Source organism: Muribacter muris (assembly GCF_001038205.1).
Lineage (GTDB): Bacteria > Pseudomonadota > Gammaproteobacteria > Enterobacterales > Pasteurellaceae > Muribacter > Muribacter muris.
The window spans coordinates 18,938-43,987 of the sequence record NZ_JWIZ01000024.1 but is presented as its reverse complement, the minus strand read 5'-3'; the positions used below and the strand labels follow the sequence as shown (position 1 = coordinate 43,987).

Here is a 25,050-nt window from a genome sequence, read left to right as displayed (position 1 = left end):
GAGCCACTCTCGCTTGACGAAAAGATAAATTGGGCTTGTCAAGTCAATTTCAAGAAAAAATGTGAACAAGCTCACAAAAACTCAATCAATCGCATAAAATTTCAGCGCATTTTGTGTCGTTTGATGGGCGACAAACTCAGTAGGGAGGGATTTTAGGGCAGCGATTTGTTCAACCACAGCAAGTAACTGCTCGGAAATCGCGTGCGGCGCAAAGCCTTGATGTTGCCACGGCGCGTCCGTTTCAATCAGCAAACGCTCGATCGGAAACCGTTTCACCACCGCTTGTGTTTTGACATTCCAAAGAATATCAGGGGTAATGCTGACGACATAATCGCTTGCCAATAATTTTTCGATGACACTGTCATTGGCTTTGAACCAATGAAAATGGGCTTTTTTGATCTGATACTTCGCCAACAATTCAAGCGCAATCAACGCATCATCATAAACAATATGCAAATTTATCGGCAAATCATACCGCTTGCTCAAGCGGATAAACTGTTCAAGCAGGGCAATATAGGGGCGGTAATCTAAATTGGGGTGTTCACGCTGACGATAATGGGGCAAACCAACCTCACCGCAAGCGGTTAGCTGAGTACGATTTTTTGCAATCCAATCAAACAGTTGCTGTTGCTCTACCTCGCTCGGCAATGGTTGTTCGGGGTGAAAACCGGCGGCAATATGAATATGCGGATAGCGCTGTTTTAACGCTAACAAGCGCTGACAACTGGCGAGATCCGTTGCAACCGCCAACACACTGCATAATTTAAGGTCATTCAGTATTGCGGTAATTTGGGTATCACTGAATTGATCGAGGTGAATATGGCTGTCGAATACTTTATTCATTAGGTATATTTGCCAGGATAAAACTCAATATTATCAATAAATTTATCCTTTAATCAGTTCAATAATCTGTTTTAAAGACGCTATTTCATTTTGTTTTTGTCGCAAAAATTCATCTTTATTTTTAATTATTTCATCTATTAGCAATAAAAAACGGCAGGTAATAACCTGCCATTTTCGTATTAATTTACTTCACCCCTGCTGCTTGGCGTAGCGCATCAGCTTTGTCAGTTTTTTCCCAAGGGAAATGTTCACGACCAAAGTGTCCGTAAGCAGCTGTTTCACGGTAAATCGGGCGGATTAAATCCAGCATTTGGATTAATCCGTACGGACGCAAATCAAAATGCTCACGCACTAAAGCGACCAATAATTCGTTCGCCACTTTGCCTGTGCCAAAGGTTTCCACCATAATTGAAGTCGGTTCGGCAATGCCGATAGCGTAGGAAAGTTGGATTTCACAACGATCCGCCAAGCCCGCTGCCACGATATTTTTCGCCACATAGCGTGCCGCATACGCCGCCGAGCGATCCACTTTTGACGGGTCTTTACCGGAGAATGCCCCGCCACCGTGGCGTGCCGCACCGCCATAGGTATCGACAATAATTTTACGACCGGTTAAACCGCAGTCGCCCATTGGGCCGCCAATCACAAAACGTCCGGTTGGGTTGATGAAATATTTAGTGCTTTGGCTTAACCATTCGCTTGGCAGTACCGGCTTGATGATCTCTTCCATCACGCCTTCGTACACCTCTTTTTGCGACACGGATTCAGCGTGTTGGGTAGAAAGTACAACCGCATCAATCCCTTTGATTTTGTTATCTTCGTAGATAAAGGTGAGCTGGCTTTTGGCATCAGGGCGTAACCACGCTAATTTGCCGCTTTTCCGCACCTTCGCCTGTTGTTCCATTAGGCGATGTGCATAAGTAATCGGTGCCGGCATTAACACGTCGGTTTCATTGGTGGCATAGCCAAACATAATGCCTTGGTCGCCCGCGCCTTGCGCGAGCGGGTCGGCACGATCCACGCCCTGATTGATGTCCGGCGATTGTTTGCCGATTGCATTTAATACCGCACAAGAGTGGGCATCAAAGCCCATATCCGAGTGAGTGTAACCGATATCGCAAATCACTTTGCGAGTAAGGTTTTCAATATCCACCCACGCCGAAGTGGTGATCTCTCCGCCGACTAACGCCATACCGGTTTTCACATAGGTTTCGCACGCTACACGAGCTTTTGGATCTTGTTTTAAAATTTCATCTAACACCGCATCGGAAATTTGGTCGGCGATTTTATCCGGATGCCCTTCGGAGACGGATTCAGAAGTAAATAAGTTGATTGCCATTTTTCTATCCTATTGATTTATCACTACTTTAATTTAAAAATACGCTTGTTTTTCACTAAGACAAGCGGTCGGATTTTTGCAAAAAATTTGCCGTTACCGACCGCTTGCGATCCATTTATTCTTTAGATGTATTGCCATCTAGACGGCTATAATACGTTTTTTATCCGATAATGACAAACAATTTTTCAAATAGGTAAACTAGCACACGCAGATTATGTTCGTCTCCCTTTTTTTTTAGGGTAAAATTGCGAGTTTGTATTTTTTCAAAGGTTTTCAAATGTCTAAGGACAAAATCGGTTTATTTTCGCTCACTGCATTGGTGCTAAGCTCAATGATTGGCTCCGGTATTTTCAGCCTGCCTCAAAATATGGCGGAGGTTGCCGGTGCGCAAGCATTGATTATCGGCTGGCTTATCACCGGTGTCGGCATCATTTTTTTGGGCTTATCGTTCTTTTTTCTTTCCCGTCTTAAACCCGAACTGGAGGGCGGTGTGTACCCCTATGCCCGTGAGGGATTTGGGGATTTAGCCGGTGGGCTGACCGCTTGGGGCTATTGGCTCTGCACCGCTATCGGTAGTGTCGGTTATTTGGTGGTTGCCTTTGAGGGCATCGGCACTTTTGTGGATAGCGAAACAAACGTGATCTTCGGGCAGGGCAATACGCCGTGGGCAATCTTCGGCGCATCGGTTATCGTCTGGCTGGTGCATATTTTAATTACGCAAGGGATTCGGGAAGCGGCGGCGGTCAATTTAATCGCAACGATTGTGAAAACGCTGCCCCTGTTTCTGTTCATCGGTTTAGCCCTTTGGTATTTCTCGCCCGATCAATTTTCGCAGGATTTTGCGGGGGAAAGTTTAAACCGTCCGGTATTGGATCAAATTAAAAGTACAATGCTGATTACCTTGTGGGTGTTTGTCGGGGTTGAGGGAGCGTCTATTTTATCCGCCCACGCAAAAAAGAAAACGGATGTCGGTTTGGCTACCTTACTCGGTATCTTGATCACCCTTGTACTTTATGTGACGATTACCGTGTTGTCGCTAGGCATTTTACCCCGTGAAGTCATCGCTCAACTGCCCAATCCCTCTATGGCGGCAATTTTAGAGCAGTTAATCGGCACAAGCGGTAAGATCATCATTACTTTTTGCTTGATTGTGTCGGTGTTGGCATCTTATATGAGCTGGACAATGTTTTCTTCCGAAATTCCTTACCAAGCGGCAAAAACGGCGGTCTTTCCGGCAATCCTTGCCCGTAAAAATCAGCGTAATGCCCGCATCGGCGGCTTGTGGATGACCAACCTTGCCATTCAGTTCAGCCTGTTATTAGTGCTGTTTACCGGCAAAGGCTATACGGTGCTGATCCAAATTTCCACCGCAATGATTTTAGTTCCCTACGTTTTAGTCGGGACATATTTGCTTAAAATTGCCTTACAGCAAGGTGCGGCGTGGTATATCCAATTTACCGGTTTAATGGCAAGCCTTTACGGGCTGTGGATCGTCTATGCCGCCGGCTTGGATTATTTATTACTCTCATTCTTGCTTTACTTACCGGGGATTGCGGTGTTTATCTACGCCCGCTATCAACATCAAGGTAGATTGTATTTCCACCACAGCGAAAAAATCTGGCTTGTTGCGATTTCCCTGCTCTTTATTTGGGCAAGTTATTACAGTTTAACCACATTTGAATGGGGCTAACCAGAGTGAAACAGAACATTCTCGCCGTGCTACAACGGCTTGCGAAGGCTTATCACGCAGTAGAGCAGTATTTTACAAGCGGGTCGTTCGGGGTGAAATTTTACCCGTTCTTAATGCCCCCGTGCGTACGCCGTAGCCACGCTCTTCTTATTCGCCTGATCGCCGTTATTTCGGCATTTATCGGGCTTTACTACTTTTTCGCAGAGCTTGTTGCGGTGCTGTTCAGCCAAGGGACGAAAGTCTATCTTAACCATTCAACCCTTGAGTTATTATTGCCGATTGGTACACTGGTTGATACGCAAACTAGCCAACTCTCACCGCTCTCGTATATGATGCGGGTAGCTTTTATGCTGCAAGGCATTTTCTTCGTTTGGATTTATCTACTCGGCATCTCCCAAATTACCGCCCCCAAATACCGCTTAATCGGTACTGTGTCAGCACTCTGCTTTAGTCTCGGCGCAACACTGATCGCCTCCAGTCAAGGTGGCAAATATGTAGAGGGCGGCTTACATAATCTCGGCGCAAGCATCACCTTTATATTCGGGCATCTTACCCTCTTGGCAACCGGCTTGGGCATTGTCAGCCGCTCTTTTTACCGGTTAAAGCGTTACGCAATCCTTGCTTCGATCTGCGGTATAAGTGCGATTTTAGCCACCATTTTTATCCCGACCGCCTATTTTGCGCTTCTTGAACGGTTCGGCATTTATACCATTTTAATTTGGGAAATCGCCGTCAGCTTTGCAATTTTAAAACAGGTAAAATAATGAAGACACTTTCCTTTATCGAACGTTATCGCCAGTTAATTGAGCTTCCGACAATCAGCAGCTTGGAAGCCCGGCAGGATCAATCTAACCAAGCGCTAATCGAACGGCTCGCCGGCTGGCTGGCGGATTTCGGCTTTCACACCGACATCATCGCCGTTGAAAATAGCCGTAATAAGTATAATTTGCTGGCAACCTATGGCACAGGCGAGGGCGGTTTATTATTAGCCGGACACTCTGATACCGTCCCGTTTGATGAAGGACGTTGGCAGTGCGATCCCTTTACACTCACCGAACAAAACGGACGTTTTTACGGCTTAGGTACTGCGGATATGAAAGGCTTTTTCGCCTTTGTGGTGGAAGCAGTCAGCCGGTTAGATCTGAGTAAACTACAAAAGCCATTGCGTATTCTTGCAACCGCAGACGAAGAAACCACAATGCTCGGCGCAAGAACATTTGCTCAACACAGCCATATTCGACCGGATTGTGCGATTATTGGCGAACCGACTTCACTCAAACCGATTCGGGCACATAAAGGGCATATGGGCGAGGCAATTCGCATTATCGGGCAATCGGGGCATTCCAGCGATCCGGCTCAAGGGATCAACGCGATTGAAGTGATGCACAGTGTAACCGATCGCTTGCTATCGCTGCGGGATCAGCTTAAAACCCGTTACCATAACCCACTGTTTCAAGTGCCTTACCCAACAATGAATTTAGGTAATATTCACGGCGGCGATGCGATTAACCGGATTTGTTCCTGCTGTGAATTGCAGCTTGATATACGCCCATTACCCAATTTAGCGCTACAAGATTTGGAAGATTTATTGCGGGAGCAACTTGCACCGTTAATTGAGCAATGGGGCGATCGGATTCAAATTCGCTCACTGCATAGCGGTATTCCCGGCTATGAGTGCGAACATTCCGCCCAAGTGGTGCAAGTGGTGGAAAAATTGTTAGGCGAGCCGTGTCAAGCGGTCAATTACTGCACCGAAGCCCCGTTTATTCAGCAGCTCTGCCCAACGCTTGTGCTTGGGCCGGGCTCGATTGAACAAGCTCACCAACCCGATGAATATTTGGACAGCCGATTTATCACCCCGACGATTGATCTGCTCACCAAACTCATTCACCATTTTTGTTTCAACACGCGGTAGGATAACAGCGATTTTTTGCAATACGACTGATCAGACTTAGCTTGATAAATACTAACGTCTTACAATGATTATCTCTCATTACGGCACAACCATTGCGCCCCTTTCGTGAAAGAAGTCAATGTCTGCAATGGCTAGATCATTTTGAATTTTGCCTAAAATACCGCTCAACCGACCGCTTGCCATAGGAGGAGAGAATGTTTTTAGATGCGTTGTGGTTTAGCCTTGGCGTTACCCTACCGACCATTTTGATGCTGATTTTAGGTATTGTGTTATACCGCCGCCAAATGATTGACGACCATTTTTGCCACACGGCATCAAAGTTTGTCTTCAACATTACCCTCCCCTGTTTACTGTTTATCAACATCGTCAAACAGCCCACCGATTACGGCAGCCAATTATGGCTTGTCAGTGCAGGGGTAGTCGGCACAATGGCGGTTTACCTTGGTGGTGAATGGCTGGCAGCACGCTACATTGCCAAGCGGGAACATCGAGGCATTTTCGTGCAAGGTATTTTTCGGGGAAACAGCGGTATTTTAGGGCTGGCATTGTGTGTTAATGCTTACGGCACGGCTGCCACCGCGCCGGCTTCCGTGTATGTTGCTTGTTTGACCCTGTTGTTCAATGTCCTCGCCATAATTACCTTGACACACTCGCTAGGCGATGGGAAGTTAAATGGCGGTAAAATGCTTGCCTCATTAGCCAAAAATCCGTTAATTCTTGCCATTCTATGCGGGCTGATTGTCAGCAAATTTGAGATTACGATCCCCGTTCCGCTTATCCGCACAGGCGATTATCTTGCCCATATCACCCTGCCTCTTGCGCTCATTTGTACCGGTGCGAGCCTGGATTTCAGCCAGCTCAAACAAATTAAAACGCAGCCTAGTGCAGACACATTAAACCAAATTGTGATCTATTCCAGCCTTGGACGACTCTTTCTCACCCCGATCGTGATGATTTTATTAGGCAAATATCTGTTCCAATTAGAGCCGATGGCGTTGGGAATTTTATTCCTGATGTCCTCCACACCGGTTGCCGTGGCAAGTTATGCAATGGTGCGTAGCTTTGGCGGCAACGCAACTGCCGCCGCTAACTTAATTGCGATCACCACCGTCGGCGCAATGTTTACCTCCAGCCTCGGCTTGTTGATCCTACGCCAGCTACACTGGATCTAAATTTCAGGCAAAAAAAAGCCTCCGAAACGGAGGCAATTCTTTTGATCTAATCCTAGGAGGTATGAATCACTGTTTTATAAAAGGAGACAAATAAAACAAGATCAAAAGAAAAAACTAAAGGAGGAAATTGTTGGCTCCTCTTGCTGGACTTGAACCAGCGACATACGGATTAACAGTCCGCCGTTCTACCGACTGAACTAAAGAGGAACTTTACAGGTAGGAATAGTAAGCTAAATCGGTTTAGTGGTCAAACCATTAAACCAAACTTTGCATTTCTTAACAAATGTGAATTTTACTCGCTTTTTTGATGACAAACCATACAATCCGGCTGTTTTTGTAAATTTAACGTGCGAACGGCAAAATTAAGCCCGTCAATCATTAACAATTTGCCCGAAAGGGACTGCCCGATACCCAATAATAACTTCATTGCCTCAAGCGCTTGCAAACTGCCGACAACGCCAACAATCGGTGAAATCACCCCCGCTTCAACGCAGGTGAGGTGATTTTCACCAAATAATTGGCTTAGACAATGATAACAGGGGCTGTGCGGGCGGTAATCAAACACGCTGATCTGCCCTTCAAACCGAATCGCCGAGCCCGATACCAACGGCACTTTCGCCTGAAAACAGCTTTGATTGAGCGTCTTACGGATAGCGACATTATCGGTACAATCCAACACCACATCATAATGCGGGATCAACGCCGCCCACTCCTCTGCCGATAATTGATGATTGAGTGTATCGATCTGAATATGGGGGTTAATTTCCGTCAAACGCTGCCGCGCCGACAACACTTTAAATTGTTCAATATCCTGATCGCGATGCAAGATTTGCCGTTGTAAATTTGACAGCGAAACCCGATCAAAATCCACCAACATCAGTTGCCCGACACCGCCGGCGGCAAGATATTGACCGGCGGCACAGCCTAGCCCGCCCAGCCCGACAATCAATGCCCGACCGGCTTTGAGCTTTTCTTGCCCGTCAAAATCCACGCTTTTCAGCATAATTTGACGGTTGTAACGTAACATTTCGTGATCGGTCAGTTGCATATTAACTCAATAACGTATTAAAAGGTTGGATCATCACCTGCTCGCCCGCCGCTACATCACCTTGTTCTTGGGCTAACACAATAAAGCAGTTACTTTGATGAAAGGCACTAAAGATATGCGAACCTTGCGCACCGACAGGCGTTACCTCCAGTTGTCCGCTTTGGTTAAGGCGGTAAAATCCCCGTTGGAAATCCTGCCGCCCGACCGCTTTTTTGAGTGCAACCATTGTGCAAGCGGTCAGATAAGGGGAAAAATCTGCAACTTTTTTTGCATTAACACCGGCTAAGGTGAGCAATGCCGGCTGCACCAGCTGGTAAAAGGTAACGAGTGCTGAAACAGGATTACCCGGCAAACCGAAACAGTGCGCCTTGCCGATCTGCCCAAAGGCAAAAGGCTTACCCGGTTTCATTGCGATTTTCCAAAAGCCGATATTGCCCAATTTTTCCAACACGGTTTTGGTGAAATCCGCTTCCCCCACCGACACGCCGCCGCTGGTAATGATCACATCAGCGGTTTGTGCCGCTTCCGTAAACCTTTGCTCAAATAAGTGCGGATCGTCCGGCAAAATACCGTAATCCATCACATTCAAGTGCAATTTTTCCAGCATTAACCGCAAGGCAAAACGGTTACTGTCATAAATTTGCCCCGCTTTTAACGGCTGACCGACCGGCACAAGTTCATCGCCCGTAGATAAAATAGCGACCTTTAACGGTTTGAATACCTTGATCTCTGCTATCCCAAGTGATGCCAGCAGCGGCAAGCTGGTAACATTCAGCTTGCTACCCTGCTCCAACACTAATTCTCCTTGTTGAATATCCTCGCCGATTCGGCGGATATTTGCCCCGACCGAAACATTGCTGTTAAAACTAACCGTGCCGTCTGCATTTAATACGGCTTCTTCTTGCATAATCACGGTATCGGCATTGGTCGGGATTTTCGCCCCCGTCATAATCCGCACGCACTGCCCCGCTTGCATATCCTCCTCAAAAGCATTGCCGGCAAAGGCTTTGCCCACAATGTCAAATTGAGAGAAACAGGTTAAATCATCAAATCGCACGGCATAGCCGTCCATTGCGGAATTATCAAAAGCCGGTACGTTAATCGGCGAATAAATCGGCTCGGCACAGATCCGATTTGCTGCGTGTGCCAAACTCACTAATTCCGTTTCAGTTAAAGGGGTAAGGCAAGCCGATATTTTTTCAAGGGCCTGCGCAAGAGTCAGTAATGCCATTTTCTATTCCTACAAAATAAAAATCCTCCGTATAAGAGGATTTCAAAAAATCATCGCCATCAGCCCGCTTGCGTAATGAAATCCCGCAGCCCGATTAAGATATTATTGATCGCCACCGCACATAAAATCAGCCCCATTACTCGGCTGATAATCGCCGCCCCTGCGTTACCGATTAAATGTTGAATTCGGTTTGCCGCTAAGAGCAACAGGTAGGTAATCAATAACACCGAGAGCATAATTACCGTGGTAACAACCTGATCGGTAAAGCTATAACGGTGGTTATCCGTCAATAAGACGACCGCCATCATCGCCCCCGGCGATGCAATAGACGGCACAGCGAGCGGGTAAACGGCAAGTTCACTGATGTTACTTTTCATTTTTATTTCTTGATCATGCTTACTTTCCCCAAAAATCATCGAAAGGGCAAATAACAGTAGCACTAAACCGCCTGCAATTTGGAAAGCCGATAGCGGGATTTGCATTGCGTCAAGTAACCATTGTCCCAGCACTAAGAAAAAGAGTAAAATCCCTGCGGAGATTAAAATCGCATTGCGTGCGATCTTACGGCGGTCTTCAATCGACAATCTTACCGTTTTGGCGAGATAGACAGGGATTGAACCGATAGGATCAATGACCGCCCAAAGTACCACAAATTGTACAACTAATGAATCAAACATTGACTTTCCTTATTTCAATAAAACAATGGCAGTTATTGTGCAACAAATTTGAGTTTCAACAAATAGTTAATTTAGATTTCAATGATTTTTTTTACAGATTTAACCCTCAAACGCGGGCAAAATACATTACTTGAGCGGGCAAACGCCACAATTCATACCGGACAAAAAGTCGGCTTGATCGGCAAAAACGGCTGCGGTAAATCCTCTCTGTTTGCTCTACTGAAACAAGAATTGAGTGCCGAAGGCGGTGAGGTAAAATACCCGCAAAACTGGGCGATTGCGTGGGTAAACCAAGAGACACCGGCACTAGATACGGCTGCGATCGATTATGTGATTGAAGGCGATCGGGAATATACGCAGCTAATGGCGCAATTAGACAAAGCCAATGCGGACAATAACGGTCATCTGATTGCGACATTACACACTAAACTCGACACCATTGATGCGTGGACAATTCAATCTCGAGCGGCAACACTGCTCAACGGCTTAGGCTTTCAGCCCGAACAATTACAGTTACCGGTCAAATCCTTTTCGGGCGGCTGGCGAATGCGTCTTAACCTTGCGCAAGCCTTACTCTGTCGCTCCGATTTACTGCTCTTAGACGAGCCGACCAACCACCTCGATCTTGATGCAGTCATCTGGTTGGAACGCTGGCTCAGCCAATACCGTGGCACGCTATTGCTGATCTCCCACGACCGTGATTTTCTCGACCCGATCATCGATCGGGTACTGCATATCGAGCAACAAAAACTGCACGATTACACCGGCAATTACACTGCCTTTGAAATCCAGCGGGCAACCAAACTCTCACAACAAAATGCTGCTTACCAATTACAACAACAAAAGATTGCGCATTTACAGAAATTTATCGACCGTTTCAAAGCAAAAGCCACCAAAGCCAAGCAAGCCCAAAGCCGGGTGAAAGCACTAGAAAAAATGGAACTGATTGCCCCAGCTTATGCGGACAGCCCGTTTTCCTTTGCATTCCGCCCGCCACTCTCTCTGCCAAGCCCGTTGCTCTCAATGGAAAAAGTCAGCGCCGGCTATGGCAACAAAACCGTATTACAATCGGTGAAACTGAACCTTGTCCCCGGCTCTCGTATCGGGCTACTTGGGCGCAACGGCGCAGGAAAATCCACCCTAATCAAACTGCTGGCAGGGGAAATTTCTGCGCAAAGCGGTCATATTCAACTGGCAAAAGGCGTGCAGCTTGGCTATTTCGCCCAACATCAGCTCGATACCTTGCGACCGGACGAAAGCCCGCTATGGCATCTCGCCCGTCTTGCACCGGAGCAAACCGAGCAAGCACTGCGTAACTATCTCGGCGGGTTTGCCTTTAGCGGTGATAAAGTTAAACAGGCAGTGCAGAGTTTTTCCGGCGGTGAAAAAGCCCGCTTGGTACTTGCCCTGATCGTTTGGCAACGCCCGAATTTACTGCTCTTGGACGAACCGACCAACCATTTGGATTTGGATATGCGTCAAGCCTTGACCGAAGCTCTCACCCACTACGAAGGCTCGCTAGTGATTGTCTCCCACGATCGCCACCTGCTACGCAGCACCGTGAACGAATTTTATTTAGTCCACGACGGGCAAGTGGACGAATTTCACGGCGATTTAGAGGATTACCAAAAATGGCTGAATGAGTTGAATGCTCAAACCGTTGCAAAAAAAGCCTCAGAACCGACCGCTTGCCAAGCCAACAGTGCTGCCAACCGTAAAGAGCAAAAACGGTTGGAAGCCGAACGCCGTCAGCAAACTGCCCCACTACGCAAACGCTTGGCACAGCTTGAAAACAATTTAGAAAAACTGACCGCTTGTTTGGCTGATCTCGAGCAAACACTCGCCGATCAAACCCTTTATGAACCACAAAATAAAGTCCGCTTAACCGATACGCTTGCCAAACAGATCGACACCAAGAAAGCCCTTGAAGATACCGAATCCGAATGGCTGGCGTTACAAGAACAGTTAGAGAATTGGGCAGGATAAACCAAAGGAGCACCTATGCGCCGAGTTAATTGCTATCGCTATACCATTCCCGTAGAAACCGGGGTCATCTTGCGCCAACGCCGTCTAAAACAGCGGGAGGGCTTATTGGTGGAATTGCACGAAAACGGGCAAGTTGGGTGGGGGGAAATCGCTCCCTTGCCGGAATTTAGTGGTGAGGATTTACCCCAAGCCGAACAGCAATTAAAGCAGTGGCGGATAAATTGGCTCAACGGACAGGACGATGATCTCGACCGTCAGTATGCGCCGTCCGTTGCTTTCGGGATCAGTTGTGCTTTGGCAGAATTACAGGGAGATCTAGGGAGTGAAGGTTGTTACGATACTGCGCCGCTTTGCTACGGCGATCCCGATGAACTGTATGCCAAATTGCAACAAATGAGTGGTGAAAAAGTGGCGAAAATGAAAGTCGGGCTTTACGAAGCCAATCGAGACGGGCTGATTGCGGATATGTTTTTAACGGCAATCCCCGATCTCAAACTGCGTCTTGATGCCAATCGAGCGTGGACACTGGAGAAAGCAGCACAATTTGCTGCCAAAATTGCCGAATCCAACAAAAAACGTATTCAATTTATTGAAGAACCTTGCCGTACCCCAGCAATGTCAATGCAATTTGCCGCTCAACACAACATTGCGATTGCGTGGGACGAAACCACACGAGAGCCGAACCTATTTGCAAAAAAAAGCGATCATCTGACCGCTTTCATCATTAAACCAACTCTCTTTGGTTCATTACAAAAATGTATTAGTCTTATTGAATATGCCCATAAGCAAGGGCTAACAGCAGTCATCAGCTCCAGTATTGAATCAAGCCTTGCCCTCACGCAACTGGCGCGTTTTGCCGCCCAATATACTCCCGATACGACACCGGGCTTGGATACATTGAATTTAATGCAAACCCAGCTACTTCGCCGTTGGCAAAATTCGCCCTTGCCTCTTGCTGATCTGAATAGCCCTTTTATTACACCGCTCGCACTTTAAACACAAAAGGCTAGTCTTGCGACTAGCCTTGTTGTAACTAACTGAATTAGTGTGCAAATTTTTGGTCTAATTCCGATTGCAGTTTTTGTAACTCAACACCACCTTGCATTAAAGCTTCTGTTTTCGCTTGGAAAGCTTTTTTGGCTTCCTCTGTTTGATTTGCCATCAATGCGACCGTATCACCGATTAAATCTTTAGATAGCACTAGATTTGATTTCACTTTTTCTTTAAATGCGATAATTGACTCGTTTTTGAACTCCAACGCATCTAAACTTTTTATTACATCATCTACTTTTGCAGTGAAAGCTTTATAACCGACTTCGATTTGCGCTTTATCGCCGCTTGAAAATTTTTGTTGAAGTTCAGTATTTGCTGCAGCAATCTCTTTCTCTAAGCTCGCATTCCAGTCAAGCAATTTTTTATACTCTTCCGCACCTTGTGTATCAACTGTTTTTGCAGCTTGTTCCGCTACCGCAGTTTCTGCTTTTGGCGCTTCCGTTGCCGGCTGTGTTGCTGGCGTAGCTTCCACTTTTGGTGCTTCTGCTGCTTTATTTGCCGGCTTATCACACGCAGTTAAAAAAAGTGCGAATAATGCTGCCGCACTGATTTTTGTCAATTTTTTCATCACATTTTCCTCAAAGGTTTCACATAAAAGATAAACAACCCGATACACAGGCTGCAACGTTGTACTGCTAATAGACAGGGTGCTTGGCAGTTTAGTTCCAATCGCTCAGCAAATTGCTGTGCAATAGCACAAAAAAGCAACGCAGCTAAACCCCTATCGCCTGTTCGATTAACAATTTTTTCGCAAGGGCATTTTGGTTGGTTAAACTTAACCCCACGCCTCTCACCAATTTTTTGAGCGGGTGATCGCCGCTAAAAAGCTGTTTCAGCCCTTCCATTGCCACCAGTAATTTTACCGCTTCTACCTTTCGTTCACGTTCAAATTGGCGTAAATGGCGGTATTCGCCAATATCTTTACCCGCCTGCCAATGTCGTTGAATCTCTTGTGCCAACTTTTGTGCATCGGCAAAGCCGAGATTAACGCCAAGCCCTGCCAGAGGGTGAATGGTATGTGCTGCATCGCCAATGAGAGCAATGCGTGGTTGGGCGAAATCTCGTGCATAGCGGGCAACAAGCGGGTAGATTGCCCGCTCGCTTTGCAATTCACATAAGCCGAGCTGATGGTCAAAGGCGATCGCAAGCTGTTTTTGGAAAGTTTGTTCATCACATTCCAGCAGTTGTTGAGCTTGCAGTGGCGGTAACGACCACACAATCGAGCAAAGCCGTTCGTCATTGAGCGGTAAAAATGCCAAAATGCTGTCGGGAGCAAAAATCTGACGGGCTGTCTGTTGGTGGCTTTCCGCCGTCTTGACATTACACACTAACGCCGTATGCCGATAATCTCGGCTAATCAACGGAATATCGGCTTGGCGACGTACCCAAGAGTGAGCGCCGTCCGCGCCGACAACTAACTTTGCCGTCAGCATTTCGCCATTGGAGAGGGTAAGAAAAGCACCGTTTTCACTGATCCCTAATGTTTGCGGCTCGGCAAGCATCATTTCAACATTCGCTTGTCGGCTCACTTGTTGCCACAGGGCAAAACGGATATGTTGGTTTTCGATAATAAAGCCAAGCTGTTCCAGCCCTAATTGTTTGATTGCGGTATCTTGATAATCAAACTCAATGCGGGCAAAACTGTCTTTTTCCCGTACTTGCATTTTGCCGTAAGCCGAACGTCTCTCCGTAGGAATTTGTTGCCACGCGCCAATCTGTTCCAACATAAGTTGGCTGGCACGGTTAATCGCACTAACCCGATAACCGAGCGTATCTGACGGTGGCGATGGCGGGGATTGTTCAACAATTTTAATCCGACAATCGCAATCGGCAAGCAACGCTGCCAAGGCAAGCCCGACCATTCCGCCACCGATAATGACAATATCTGCTGTTTTCATCGACTACCCCTTTTGTTGCATCTCAAGGCTACGGTGGCGTACCTGCACACTTTTACCCAGTCCGGTGAAATAATCGGCAAGTTGCTGTGCAATATAGACCGAACGATGTTTCCCGCCCGTGCAGCCAATTGCAATCGTTAGGTAGCTGCGATTATTTTGTTCCAATGCCGGTAACCAAGCGGTGAGATAATCTTCCGTTTTTGCAATAAAATCTGCCACTTCCGGCTGGCTCACCAAAAAGTTGATAACCGGCTGTTCAAGACCGGTCATCGGGCGTAAATTCACGTCCCAATGAGGATTGGGCAGAAAACGCACATCAAAGACATAATCGGCATTTGCCGGCACGCCGTACTTAAAGCCAAAAGATTCCACAATAATTTTTAGCGTTGTTTGTGCCGTGCCTTTGAGCAATTCACGCAGTGTTTCGGCTAATTGATGGGAAGATAACCTTGTCGTATCAATAATATAATTGGCTTGTTGGTAAAGGGGATCAAGGCGGCGTTTTTCCAAATCAATCGCACTTTCAAGGGACAGATCTTGGTTTGAAAGCGGGTGTAAGCGGCGGGAATCACTATAACGACGAATGAGAGCATTACGTTCGCAATCAAGGAAAATCAATTTCGTGGTGATATTGGTCGGCAAGGTTTTGAGCATTTCCTCCAACGCATTGGGATCTTCCGGCAAATTGCGAATATCCAAGCTCACAACGGCGGAGCGATTAGCATTGGCAAGGTAGCTCGCCAGTTGGGAAATCAGTGGGAGCGGAATGTTATCGACACAATAGTAGCCAACATCTTCCAATGCCCGTAATGCTACCGATTTACCGGACCCCGAACGCCCGCTGATGATAATTAGCTCCATAATCGCTCCTAAGGTTGTTCACCGTCAAATGTCTGATCCGCATACACCAATACCTGCCAAATATCTTGAGCGGATTGTGCCGCCCGCAAATGTTTTAGCAGGGCTTTATCGCTTAATTGTCGGGCAATCGTTTGCAATTCGCCCCGATACTGTTCACAACATTGATCCGGAAATAATACCGCATAAATAAAATCGACCGCTTTATTATCGCTCGCGTCGTAATCAATCGGCGTTTCAAGCTGCAAACAGACGGCGATAGGTTTCTCTAACGTTACGCAACTGTTCGGCGGCAATTTGGCGTGCGGGAGAGCAACACCGTTATTGATTGCCGTTGAGCCAAGTTTTTCCCGTTTAAACAAATTCGCAAAACATTCCACCGGGCAAACCGGTTCGGAATGTTGCTGTTCGCTTGTTTGGTCGGCAGCTTGGCAGTTTATATAATCCGCCACCAGTTTGCCTACCATTTCCAACGCCCGTTTTTTGCTGGAGATAAACACGCCTTGGCGAATATTATCGGGCGATAAAAAAGTTGTTAATGCCATTCTAGATTGAGTTGCAAGCGGGTCGTTATTAGCCATTGTTTGCAAAAATAGTCGCCGATCCGCCCGCTTGTCTTACAGTTTAAATTGATCACCCAGATAAACCCGTTTCACGTCCGGATTCTCCAACACCGCTTGCGGCGTACCGCTCGCAATCATCTGCCCGCTGCCGACTATGTACGCCCGTTCACACACATCAAGGGTTTCACGCACATTGTGATCGGTAATCAGCACACCCAATCCCCGTTCTTTCAAATTGACGATGATCTTTTTAATATCAATGACGGAGATCGGATCGACTCCGGCAAAAGGTTCATCAAGCAAAATAAATTGCGGATTGGCCGCTAACGCCCGAGCAATTTCAACCCTGCGGCGTTCTCCGCCTGATAAGGACTGCCCGAGGCTGTGGCGGATATGATCAATATGAAATTCGTTAATCAATTCATCGGCTCTGGCTTTGCGTTGCTGATCGGTGAGATATTTACGCACTTGTAACACCGCCATTAAATTGTCATACACACTTAAACGGCGGAAAATCGAAGCTTCTTGGGGCAAATAGCCGATCCCCTGTTTTGCCCGATCGTGCATCGGTAAGGTGCTGATATCCTGATCATCAATCCGAATTTTGCCCTGATCGTGGCGAACCAAACCGACTACCATATAGAAAGTGGTTGTTTTACCTGCCCCGTTCGGTCCAAGCAAGCCGACAATTTCGCCGGCTTTCACATTCAAGCTCACATCCTTGACGACTTGGCGGTTTTTATAGCTTTTCGCCAAATGTTCTGCATAAAGTGTTGGCATTTGATCCTACTTTTTCTGTGTCTTTTTGCTGTCTTGTAATTGTGCCGGAATTAACACGGTTTTCACCCGTGATTTGCCGCCACTGCTCGCTTTCAGTTGTTGTTTTTTCACATCGTAGGTAATTTTTTGCGCTTTAATAAAGCTATCTTGCTGTTTAAGCTCTGCGTTGCCGGTCAAAATCAAAAATTCCGTTCCTAAATCATAATGGACGCTATTGCTCTTACCATTGACCGGTTTACCGTTATCCAATGTTTGTTGGAACGTTACCGGCGAGCCGTTTGCATCAATGGTCTCTTTTTTGCCTTCCTGACGGGTAATAGTTACCTTGGCTGCATTGATTTTAATTGAACCTTGCGTAATCACCACATTATCGCTAAAGACCACGATATTGTTTTCCATATCCAAAGATTGACTACCGGAATCAATATTGATCGGTTGGTCGGTATCGCCTTTTAACGCATAAGCAGACAAACTGCTCGCAAATAATGCACTAAATAGCACTGATTTCATTATAAATTTCATCTTTAATCCTTATTTTTATCGCTCATCGGCGTTTTTTGAATTACGGTCGGCTCAATATAGGTTTTCACATCGTACAACAGGGTAGTGACCTGTTTTTTCAGATTGCCCGTCAAGCCCCGTCCGGTTGTGGTAAATCCACTGCCTTGTGATTTGACTACACTTTCGCTGGAAATATCTTGCGTATTTAAATCGACCGACAACTTATCCGTTTCGATTTTTTGTAAACGGGACTGCGGATCAAGGCTTTCAATCTTCACATTTCCCTGCAAATTGAGCTGCTTGGTCTTAGTTAATTCGGCATAATCGGCACTGACTTTCCACTGTTTTAATGCCTTTTCCCGATCAAATAAATCTAAAAAAGGTTTAAAAAACTCGGTACGTTCGGTAACCTCATAGCGTTTAATTTCCTGTGCTTTGGCAAAATATTGCGGCTTACCGGCTATATCATAGACCATTGTCGTCATTTGGTTGCCGGTATAATCCGCTTCGCCCTCTTTTTTAATCAGATTTTCCAAACCGGTTTGCGCCGACTGCTGCTGGCTGTAATACCAACCGCCTAGAATGGCAACAATAACGAGTAAAAGAAGATTTAAACGTAAATTCATAGCGTTTTATTAACATTGAATGAACATTGAATCATACCATAAATTTTCATTGAATAAAAAAATATGCCCTAACATCGTTAGGGCATTTTGTACGGAAGATTATTTCGCCGCTTTTAGCTCTTGATAATATTTTTCGTATAATTCAATCGCTTCGCCGACATCATCTTGCCAGTGGCTTTTTTGCAAGACTTCGGCAGTCGGATAGATTGCCGGATCTTCGGTAATTTCTTTCGGTAAAACTTCCAACGCTTTCACATTTGAAGTCGGATAACCGATTTCTAGGGTTAATTTTTCCGCTACCGGTGCACTTAGTAAGTAGTTGATTAACTTATGAGCGGCATCCGGATTTTTGGCATTGGACGGAATTGCAAGATTATCCACCCAAAGCACCGGCCCTTCTTTCGGGAACACCATATCGACCGGTGCTTGCTCTTTTTTCGCAATGCGGATCGAACCGTTCCATAACTGACCGACTTCCACTTCACCTGCAATGAAAGAATTTGCCGGGTTGTCCGAGCTGAACGATAGCACATTCGGGCGTAGTTTGAGTAACTCCTCGTAAGCCGCTTTAATCACCGCCGGATCTTGCGTATTCGGATCTTGTCCTAATTTTAACAGGGCAATATTGAAGACTTCGCGGGCATCATCTAATAATTGGACTTTACCCTTGTACTCTTCTTTCCATAAATCGCCCCAAGACGTGAAGCTGCTACCTTGATAGCTTCCGGTATTATAAGCAATACCCGGTGCGCCTAATAACTGAGGTAAAGAGTATTTATTGCCTTTATCATAAGGTTTGTCCAACCAATCCGGATTAAGCTCTTTGATCACCGGTAATTTACTGTGATCCAACTCCATTAACATCCCTTCACGCGCCATTTTTGACACAAAATAGTTAGTCGGCGCAATCACATCGTAGCCGCCGTCTTTGCCTTGAATTTTGAGTTTTGCATACATTGTCTCGTTTGATTCAAGGGTCGATACAACAACTTTGATGCCCGTCTCTTTGGTAAATTGCTCAAGCAAACCTTCCGGCACATACTCCGTCCAAGTGTAAAGGTGTACGCTCTCTTGCGACATTGCATTGGCACTGAACATTACCATTCCCGATGTTAAAGCCACAGCCCATTTTTTCATTTAAGTTTCTCCTAGTGATGAAAACAAGCGGTTGGATTACTCCAAAGTTTGACAACCTTTCCCCAAGAAAGGTGTTCGCCATTCTAAGTTACCCCCGTCATTTTGCAAGAAATTTATCGCAAAAACGATTGATTTTTCACCACTTATTTCAAACTACATCACCACCACATCAAATTGATCTTGGTGATAATAACTTTCCGATTTGATTTCGACTTTTTTCCCCAAAAAGACTTCCAATTCCGCCAATAAGGCGTGGGATTCTTCGTTAATCAAATACTCCGCCACCGTTCTTGCCGCATAAACCACATAGCGCTCGGACGGATACAAATGATGCACCCGCACCACTTCCCGCAGGATTTCATAGCAAACGGTTTCAATACTCTTGATCGTGCCACGCCCTTTGCAAGACGGGCAATCACAACAAAGCACCCGCTCTAAACTTTCCCGTGTGCGTTTGCGGGTCATCTCCACTAAGCCGAGTTGGGTAAAGCCGTTTACATTAGTTTTTACCCGATCGCCTTTCAAGGCTAGTTGCAACGATTCCAACACCCGCTGGCGATGTTCATCTTCTTGCATATCAATAAAATCAATAATGATAATCCCGCCCAAATTGCGTAGCTGTAACTGGTGAGCAATCGCCTGTGTTGCCTCAATATTGGTGTTAAAAATCGTATGGGCTAAATTACGATGCCCGACAAAAGCACCGGTGTTAATATCAATCGTCGTCATCGCCTCGGTCTGCTCAATAATTAAATAGCCGCCCGATTTCAGATCTACCCGTTTGTCCAACGCTTTTTGAATCCCTTCTTCAATCGAATACAGATCAAATAGTGGCTGCTTACCGCTATATAAACGCACCGTATCGGTTAGTTCCGGCATAAATTCCGCTAAAAATTCTTTCACCTGTTCATAGGTCATTTTTGAATCAATCTGAATGGAATGAATGCGCGTGCCGACAAAATCCCGCAAAACCCGCTGCGCCAACGCCAACTCGCCATAAAGCATTGATTTGGCAGGGTATTTCGCTTTACGTTCCAGCACTTTCCGCCACAAGCGTTTCAGAAAGGCAACATCTTGTTGCAAGCTCTCCTCGCTTACCTCCTCCGCCGCCGTACGCACGATAAAACCGCCTAGCTCATCGCAATAGGGTTCAACCAACGCTTTTAGGCGGTTACGCTCGTCTTCGCTCTCAATCCGCTGCGACACACCGACGTGGCTGTTTTCCGGCATAAAGACTAAATAACGAGAAGGCAAGGTAATATCGGTAGTCAATCTTGCCCCTTTTGTGCCGAGCGGATCTTTCACCACTTGCACCACAATATCCTGCCCTTCCCGCACCAGCTCGCTGATATTTTTCACCACAAATTGTTTTTTCTCATTTTCATCGACACATTCTGTGTGCGAAACAATATCCGAAGCATGCAAAAACGCTGCTTTTTCCAAGCCGATATCAACAAATGCCGACTGCATTCCCGGCAGCACACGGGTAATCCGCCCTTTATAAATATTGCCGACAATGCCCCGTTTCGCCTCCCGCTCCACGTGCAGCTCTTTCAATACCCCGTTTTCAACTAACGCCACCCGAGTTTCGCTCGGCGTAACATTCACTAATAATTCGCAATTCATTTGGTTTATCTTGACAAAACTGAAATTCGGCGAAGATTTTATCACTAACACGCGGTCGGTTTGTGAAATTTTTTTGCAAAATACCGACTATCGTTTTATTTCCGCAGCGGAATTTGGTAGTCTGCACGCTATTTTGGTTAATTGAGAAAAACTATGACGCAAACCTTTATTTTGGGCAAAGATGCCGCCCTTGAAGACAGTATCGCCGGCTTTCAAACCAAGCTGAAGAATTTGGGCTTTAATATTGAAGAAGCCTCGTGGCTCAACCCCGTGCCGAACGTCTGGTCGGTGCATATCCGTGATGCCGACTGCCCGCAATGCTTCTCTAACGGCAAAGGCGCAAGCCAAAAAGCCGCCCTTGCTTCCGCGTTGGGTGAATATTTTGAGCGTTTATCCACCAACTATTTTTGGGCGGATTTCTATTTAGGCAAAGCAATCGCCGACAGTGAATTTGTTCACTACCCAAACGAAAAATGGTTTGCGGTTGAGGACGAAGAAACGCTCCCAAGCGGGCTGTTAGATCCGTTTTTACACCAATATTTCAACCCGAACGGTGAACTGACGCCCGATTTACTGATCGATCTACAATCGGGGAATGTCGAGCGGGGTATTGTTGCCTTGCCTTACACCCGCCAGTCCGATCAACAAAGGGTTTATATCCCGCAAAGTATTATCGGCAATCTGTTTGTGTCGAACGGAATGTCAGCCGGCAATACCAAAAACGAAGCCAGAGTACAAGGTTTGTCGGAAGTGTTTGAACGCTATGTCAAAAACCGCATTATCACCGAGGCAATCAGCCTACCGGAAATTCCGCAGTCCGTGATTGACGGCTACCCGACCATTAAAGCCTCGATTGAAAAACTGGAACAAGAAGGCTTTCCAATCCTCTGCTACGATGCCTCCCTCGGCGGCGAATTTCCGGTTATCTGCGTGATTTTACTCAACCCGCACAACGGCACTTGCTTCGCCTCTTTCGGCGCGCACCCGCACTTCCAAGTGGCATTTGAGCGTACCGTTACCGAGCTGCTGCAAGGACGTAGCCTAAAAGATTTGGACGTTTTCGCCCCGCCGTCTTTCAACAATGATGACGTTGCCGACCACGCCAATTTAGAGACCCATTTCATCGACTCAAGCGGTCTGATTTCGTGGGATCTTTTCAAACGTGATGCCGATTACCCCTTTGTACACTGGGATTTTGCCGGCACAACGGAACAGGAATTTGCCAACTTAATGGAGATTTTCAACAAGCATAACCAAGAAGTCTATATTATGGATTATGAACATCTCGGCGTGTATGCCTGCCGCATTCTTGCGCCGGGAATGTCGAACATCTACCCGTCCGATGATCTCATTTATGCCAACAACAATATGGGAATGGACTGGCGTGAAATCTTGCTTGATCTGCCGTATTTCCATCACGATCGTGAAACTTATCAAACATTATTGGATGAATTAGACGAACAGGGGATTGACGATCTCACCCGTGTGCGTGAATTTATCGGTGTGGTGGCGGATAAAGGGTCGGCACTCCAAACGCTACGGATTGGGGAATTAAAATCAATGCTGCACCTCGCCTTAGGCAATTTAGAAGAGGCATTGGATTGGGCGAGCTGGACGGCAAATATGAACGCCAGCGTATTCAACCCTGAACGCAACAACTACTACCGTTGCTTAATCAGTAGCTTAGAGCTGTTCCTTGACGAAAGCCGTGAACCGACACAATATCGCGCTGTTTTTGAGAAAATGTACGGGCAACAAGCGGTTGAATTTGCCTGGAATGCGGTAAACGGCGGCAATCCGTTCCACGGTTTACAAGGCTCGGACGAAAGCCTCACCAATATGGCAGCTCACCAAAAACTGTTGGCAGCCTATCAGAAATTGCAAAAAGCTAAAGCAGCTTATTACGTTGCCTAACCTTAGTTTAGGCATAACGTTTCTAACAAAAGCCCCCGCATTGCGAGGGCTTTATTTTTTGCTGTTTTAGCAATGAATTATTGATTAACCTTTACCGGAAAACAACGGTAGAGTTGCATCTCTCTATCGGACATAAACGGATAACGGCACTGGGTTTTCAGATGATTAATTTCATCAATGGAAAGCGGCTGCTGTGCACCGACTCGCAATTCTTCTTCAGACAAACCTGACTCGTTTTCCGCATTACTGTACGAGGCTGCCGATTTTACCCGCTGATGTTGCTCTTTTTTCACCTGCTCTTTTGCCGGTATTGCTTTTTTCGGCGCTTTCCGTTCGCTCACTTGAGCCGTTTTCGCAACCGCTGTTTTTACTGCCGTATTCTCCCGTTTGACTTCAACGGCTTTCTCCGTGGCTGTCGGCTCGGCATTTTCAGTAGCGGGCGATACCGGATTATCTGCCGCCGGCTTTGCCTGCGTACTATTTTGATCCGTAGCAGCATTTGCAGATGTTGGCGCAGAACTGACCGCTTGCACGCTTTCTGCTTCATTTGTCGTTTTATCCGCCTGCACCGTTACCGTACTTTCCTCATTCGCATTTTTCACCGCCTCGACAGGCTTAGCTTGTGGTTCTGATTGCGAACTGCTCGGCGTACTCCCTGTCGGCACGCTGTTTTTTTCATTCCCGTCGCACCCGGACAGTAACAACGCTAATCCCATTAGCGTGATGATTTTTTTCATTTTAATTTCCTCAAAAAAGGCGAATAGTTGCCTACTCGCCAAATAATTAACGCATTGTAACAAATTCTTCCGAACCGGTCGGGTGAATGGCAACCGTATTATCAAAATCGGCTTTGGTCGCGCCCATTTTGATCGCCACCGCAAAGCCTTGAATCATCTCATCAACGCCGAAGCCTATGCCGTGTAAGCCGACCACCTTTTGCTCTGCGCCGACACACACTAACTTCATTCGGCACGGCTGGCGGTGTTGTGTTACGGCACTGTACATCGGCGTAAACGATGACTGGTACACTTTCACATTTTCCGCCCCATACTGCTCAATCGCTTTCGACTCGGTTAAACCGATCGTGCCAATCGGCGGGTGGCTGAACACAACGGTCGGCACAAGGTTGTAATCCAAATGCTCGTTCGGTTTGTTGTTAAATAACCGTTCGGACAATCTACGCCCTGCCGCAACCGCCACCGGCGTCAGCTCAATACCGCCCTCGATAATATCGCCGACTGCATAAATCCCCGCCACATTGGTATTTTGGAATTTATCCACCTTAATAAAGCCGCGTGCGTTTGTCGCTACACCTGCCGCGTCCAGATTGATGTTATCCGTTGCCGGTTCACGCCCAATCGCCCAAATTAAGCAATCGACCGTCTGCTCGTTGCCGTTTTCTAACTTGAGTGTGAGGGAATTATCCGCATTTTTTACCACTTCTTGCGGAATAGAATGGCTGTGTAAGTGAATGCCGTCTTGAGCCATTACCTCAAGCAATGTTTCCACAATCAGCGGATCAAATTGACGCAATGGGGCGTGCTGGCGCACAAATAAATGCGTTTCTGCCCCAAGGCTATTCATCACGCCCGCCAGCTCCACCGCAATATAACCCGCACCGACAACCGCCACTCGCTTTAGTAACGTCGTCAGTTCAAACACCCCGTCCGAATCAATGCCGTATTCCGCCCCTTTAATGTTCGGGCGGCTCGGACGCCCGCCGGTGGCAATCAAAATGTGATCGGCGGTGATCTGCTCGCCGTTCACCTCAAGGGTATTGGCATTCACAAACTTGGCAAAACCGTTGATCACATCAATATTATTTTTGGCTAACACATTATGGTAAGAGGTGTGAATCCGGCTAATGTAAGCGGTGCGATTTTCGACTAACTTTGCAAAACTGAAATTATTCACTTTCACATCAAAGCCGTAATCCGGCGCATATTGGTGAATGGCTTCGGCAATCTGCGCACCGTAAAACATCACTTTTTTCGGCACGCAGCCGACATTAACACAAGTCCCGCCAAGTTGTTTGGCTTCAATAATCGCACATTTTTTGCCGTAGCTTGCCGCACGATTAACGGAGGCAATCCCGCCGCTACCACTGCCAATGGCAATATAATCATAGTGTTTAGTCATAACATTTCCTTTTAAAATACAAGCGGTAAGATTCTAGCAATTTTTTGCAAAGAA

23 protein-coding genes and 1 tRNA gene are annotated in these 25,050 nt (G+C 46.5%); 7 read left to right on the top strand and 17 right to left on the bottom strand.

The window, feature by feature from the left end:
- Window positions 1-81 precede the first annotated feature (81 nt).
- Window positions 82-843, bottom strand: a complete 762-nt coding sequence (locus RO21_RS04920; RefSeq protein ID WP_047976681.1) for a TatD family hydrolase — start codon at window positions 841-843, stop codon at window positions 82-84.
- A 184-nt stretch (window positions 844-1,027) separates the two neighbouring features.
- The gene (metK, locus tag RO21_RS04915) at window positions 1,028-2,182 is read right to left on the bottom strand and encodes a methionine adenosyltransferase (protein WP_047976680.1); all 1,155 of its coding nucleotides are present in this window, start codon (window positions 2,180-2,182) and stop codon (window positions 1,028-1,030) included.
- Between the two features lie 277 nt (window positions 2,183-2,459).
- Between metK and RO21_RS04910 the strand changes: the two genes are divergently transcribed.
- The 4 genes from RO21_RS04910 to RO21_RS04895 all read left to right on the top strand — a co-directional run bounded on the left by RO21_RS04910 (window position 2,460) and on the right by RO21_RS04895 (window position 6,959).
- Window positions 2,460-3,872: a basic amino acid/polyamine antiporter gene (locus RO21_RS04910; protein ID WP_047976679.1), complete on the top strand. Its 1,413-nt coding sequence runs from the start codon at window positions 2,460-2,462 to the stop codon at window positions 3,870-3,872.
- A gap of 5 nt (window positions 3,873-3,877) precedes the next feature.
- Window positions 3,878-4,636 (top strand): DUF998 domain-containing protein, encoded by a 759-nt coding sequence (locus tag RO21_RS04905; protein ID WP_157019631.1) that lies wholly within the window; start codon window positions 3,878-3,880, stop codon window positions 4,634-4,636.
- Entirely contained in the window at window positions 4,636-5,787 is a 1,152-nt protein-coding gene (gene argE / locus RO21_RS04900; RefSeq protein ID WP_047976677.1) for an acetylornithine deacetylase, read from the top strand. Before RO21_RS04905 ends, argE begins: the two co-directional genes overlap by 1 nt.
- A 194-nt stretch (window positions 5,788-5,981) precedes the next feature.
- Window positions 5,982-6,959 (top strand): AEC family transporter, encoded by a 978-nt coding sequence (locus RO21_RS04895; RefSeq protein WP_047976676.1) that lies wholly within the window; start codon window positions 5,982-5,984, stop codon window positions 6,957-6,959.
- 131 nt (window positions 6,960-7,090) lie between these two features.
- On the opposite strand, the gene RO21_RS04890 is transcribed toward RO21_RS04895, so the two are convergent.
- The 4 genes from RO21_RS04890 to RO21_RS04875 form a co-directional block, all read right to left on the bottom strand.
- A tRNA-Asn gene (locus RO21_RS04890) sits at window positions 7,091-7,166 on the bottom strand.
- Between the two features lie 85 nt (window positions 7,167-7,251).
- Window positions 7,252-8,007, bottom strand: a complete 756-nt coding sequence (moeB, locus tag RO21_RS04885; RefSeq protein WP_047976675.1) for a molybdopterin-synthase adenylyltransferase MoeB — start codon at window positions 8,005-8,007, stop codon at window positions 7,252-7,254.
- 1 nt (window position 8,008) lies between these two features.
- Entirely contained in the window at window positions 8,009-9,238 is a 1,230-nt protein-coding gene (gene moeA / locus RO21_RS04880; RefSeq protein WP_047976674.1) for a molybdopterin molybdotransferase MoeA, read from the bottom strand.
- A 59-nt stretch (window positions 9,239-9,297) separates the two neighbouring features.
- The gene (locus RO21_RS04875) at window positions 9,298-9,915 is read right to left on the bottom strand and encodes a MarC family protein (protein WP_047976673.1); all 618 of its coding nucleotides are present in this window, start codon (window positions 9,913-9,915) and stop codon (window positions 9,298-9,300) included.
- A gap of 81 nt (window positions 9,916-9,996) precedes the next feature.
- Between RO21_RS04875 and RO21_RS04870 the strand changes: the two genes are divergently transcribed.
- Both RO21_RS04870 and menC read left to right on the top strand, forming a co-directional pair.
- A complete protein-coding gene (locus RO21_RS04870; RefSeq protein ID WP_047976672.1) occupies window positions 9,997-11,901 on the top strand; it encodes an ABC transporter ATP-binding protein in 1,905 nt (634 codons plus the stop codon).
- Between the two features lie 15 nt (window positions 11,902-11,916).
- A complete protein-coding gene (gene menC / locus RO21_RS04865; protein WP_047976671.1) occupies window positions 11,917-12,897 on the top strand; it encodes an o-succinylbenzoate synthase in 981 nt (326 codons plus the stop codon).
- Between the two features lie 46 nt (window positions 12,898-12,943).
- Here the strand turns inward: menC and RO21_RS04860 are convergent, their stop codons facing one another.
- From RO21_RS04860 to rng, 9 genes are all read right to left on the bottom strand, one after another.
- Window positions 12,944-13,522 (bottom strand): alanine--tRNA ligase, encoded by a 579-nt coding sequence (locus RO21_RS04860; RefSeq protein WP_047976670.1) that lies wholly within the window; start codon window positions 13,520-13,522, stop codon window positions 12,944-12,946.
- Between the two features lie 145 nt (window positions 13,523-13,667).
- Window positions 13,668-14,852: an FAD-dependent monooxygenase gene (locus RO21_RS04855; protein WP_047976669.1), complete on the bottom strand. Its 1,185-nt coding sequence runs from the start codon at window positions 14,850-14,852 to the stop codon at window positions 13,668-13,670.
- Window positions 14,853-14,855: 3 nt separating this feature from the next.
- Window positions 14,856-15,713, bottom strand: coding sequence for an RNase adapter RapZ (rapZ, locus tag RO21_RS04850; protein WP_047976668.1), 858 nt, complete (start codon window positions 15,711-15,713; stop codon window positions 14,856-14,858).
- 8 nt (window positions 15,714-15,721) lie between these two features.
- A complete protein-coding gene (locus RO21_RS04845; RefSeq protein WP_047976716.1) occupies window positions 15,722-16,255 on the bottom strand; it encodes a PTS sugar transporter subunit IIA in 534 nt (177 codons plus the stop codon).
- Between the two features lie 72 nt (window positions 16,256-16,327).
- Complete coding sequence (gene lptB / locus RO21_RS04840; RefSeq protein WP_047976667.1) at window positions 16,328-17,053, bottom strand: LPS export ABC transporter ATP-binding protein; 726 nt, start codon at window positions 17,051-17,053, stop codon at window positions 16,328-16,330.
- Window positions 17,054-17,059: 6 nt separating this feature from the next.
- Complete coding sequence (lptA, locus tag RO21_RS04835; RefSeq protein WP_047976666.1) at window positions 17,060-17,575, bottom strand: lipopolysaccharide transport periplasmic protein LptA; 516 nt, start codon at window positions 17,573-17,575, stop codon at window positions 17,060-17,062.
- A gap of 2 nt (window positions 17,576-17,577) precedes the next feature.
- Complete coding sequence (gene lptC, locus RO21_RS04830) at window positions 17,578-18,180, bottom strand: LPS export ABC transporter periplasmic protein LptC (protein WP_047976665.1); 603 nt, start codon at window positions 18,178-18,180, stop codon at window positions 17,578-17,580.
- 99 nt (window positions 18,181-18,279) lie between these two features.
- Window positions 18,280-19,284 (bottom strand): extracellular solute-binding protein, encoded by a 1,005-nt coding sequence (locus RO21_RS04825; RefSeq protein ID WP_420911986.1) that lies wholly within the window; start codon window positions 19,282-19,284, stop codon window positions 18,280-18,282.
- Window positions 19,285-19,470: 186 nt separating this feature from the next.
- Window positions 19,471-20,943 (bottom strand): ribonuclease G, encoded by a 1,473-nt coding sequence (gene rng, locus RO21_RS04820; RefSeq protein WP_047976663.1) that lies wholly within the window; start codon window positions 20,941-20,943, stop codon window positions 19,471-19,473.
- Between the two features lie 153 nt (window positions 20,944-21,096).
- Here rng and ycaO point away from each other — a divergent pair, with 153 nt between their 5' ends.
- Window positions 21,097-22,857: a 30S ribosomal protein S12 methylthiotransferase accessory factor YcaO gene (gene ycaO / locus RO21_RS04815; protein WP_047976662.1), complete on the top strand. Its 1,761-nt coding sequence runs from the start codon at window positions 21,097-21,099 to the stop codon at window positions 22,855-22,857.
- A 77-nt stretch (window positions 22,858-22,934) separates the two neighbouring features.
- Here the strand turns inward: ycaO and RO21_RS12425 are convergent, their stop codons facing one another.
- Window positions 22,935-23,594 carry a hypothetical protein gene (locus RO21_RS12425; protein WP_053067711.1) on the bottom strand — a complete coding sequence of 220 codons (660 nt, stop codon included), beginning with the start codon at window positions 23,592-23,594 and terminating at the stop codon, window positions 22,935-22,937.
- Window positions 23,595-23,640: 46 nt separating this feature from the next.
- Window positions 23,641-24,996 (bottom strand): glutathione-disulfide reductase, encoded by a 1,356-nt coding sequence (gene gorA / locus RO21_RS04805; RefSeq protein ID WP_047976661.1) that lies wholly within the window; start codon window positions 24,994-24,996, stop codon window positions 23,641-23,643.
- Between the last annotated feature and the right edge of the window lie 54 nt (window positions 24,997-25,050).